2 protein-coding genes are annotated in these 1,213 nt (G+C 67.2%); one reads left to right on the forward strand and one right to left on the reverse strand.

What is annotated here, in order from left to right; all coding sequences use genetic code 11:
* A partial coding sequence (locus B2W70_RS14480; protein ID WP_286746724.1) for a protein-disulfide reductase DsbD domain-containing protein occupies positions 1-259 on the reverse strand: 259 nt, incomplete at its 3' end.
* 169 nt (positions 260-428) lie between these two features.
* Here B2W70_RS14480 and cysK point away from each other — a divergent pair.
* Positions 429-1,213 (forward strand): cysteine synthase A (gene cysK / locus B2W70_RS14485; RefSeq protein WP_286746725.1); only part of this gene is annotated, 785 nt, incomplete at its 3' end.

The following is a 1,213-nucleotide window of genomic DNA, read 5'->3' on the forward strand; positions in this document are numbered from 1 at the left end:
CGTACTTGGTCTCGCCCGGCGGCAGGTCCCAGGTCAGGGGCTGCTCGGTGCCCCCCGCCGGTTGCAGCGAGGCCTTCATCTGCTCGCGGTACAGGTAGACGTCCCGCGCCAGCGCGAAACGCACCTCCACGGACCGGGGACCCGAGGCTTGCGCCTCGACTCGGAAAGCCTGGTCAGGGGGCAGGAAGGTCTGGGCCTGCGCCAGTGTGCTCAGCAACAAGGCGACCAGGGTGCACAGCATCAACCAGGCCATCGCCATGAACCGCCAAGCGGTTGGCGATCTGTCTGCCCGAGCATGCGGTCGGGCAGTCCATGCAAGCTTGTTGGAGTTGTTCAGCGTCATCCGGCTATTCTGACCCGGGGCGGCGTATCCTTGCTGGTTCGAGCCCATTTCAACGATTCACCCTGCGTCACCTCGGAATCCAGACATGAAAGCCCAGAACATCCTCGAAACCATCGGCCAGACCCCGCACGTCCGCATGAACCGCCTGTTTGGCGCCGCCGAGGTGTGGATCAAGGCCGAACGCGCCAACCCGGGTGGCTCCATCAAGGACCGCATCGCCTTGTCCATGATCGAAGATGCCGAGGCCAGTGGCGTGCTCAAGCCGGGCGGCACCATCATCGAGCCGACGTCCGGCAACACGGGTGTGGGCCTGGCCATGGTGGCCGCGGTCAAGGGCTACAAGCTGGTGCTGGTCATGCCCGACAGCATGTCGATCGAGCGCCGCCGCCTGATGCTGGCCTACGGTGCCACGTTCGACCTGACCCCGCGCGAGAAGGGCATGAAGGGCGCGATCGCCCGCGCGCAAGAACTCGCCGCGCAAACCCCCGGCGCCTGGATTCCGCAGCAGTTCGAGAACCCGGCCAACATCGCGGTGCACGAGCGCACCACGGCGCAGGAAATCCTCGCCGACTTCCCTGAAGGGTTGGACGTGCTGATCACCGGCGTGGGCACGGGCGGTCACCTCACGGGTTGCGCCAAGGTGCTCAAGGCCAAGTGGCCGCAGCTCAAGGTGTACGCGGTCGAGCCCAAGGCTTCGCCGGTGATCTCGGGCGGCAGCCCGGCACCCCACCCCATCCAGGGCATCGGCGCCGGCTTCGTGCCCGCCAACCTGCACACCGACCTGCTCGACGGCGTGATCCAGGTCGACGCCGAAGACGCGCGCGAGTTCGGCCGCCGCGCCGCCCGCGAAGAGGGCATGCTGGTCGGCAT

It is taken from the genome of Aquabacterium sp. UBA2148 (genome assembly GCF_002328915.1).
Classification (GTDB): domain Bacteria; phylum Pseudomonadota; class Gammaproteobacteria; order Burkholderiales; family Burkholderiaceae_C; genus Aquabacterium; species Aquabacterium parvum.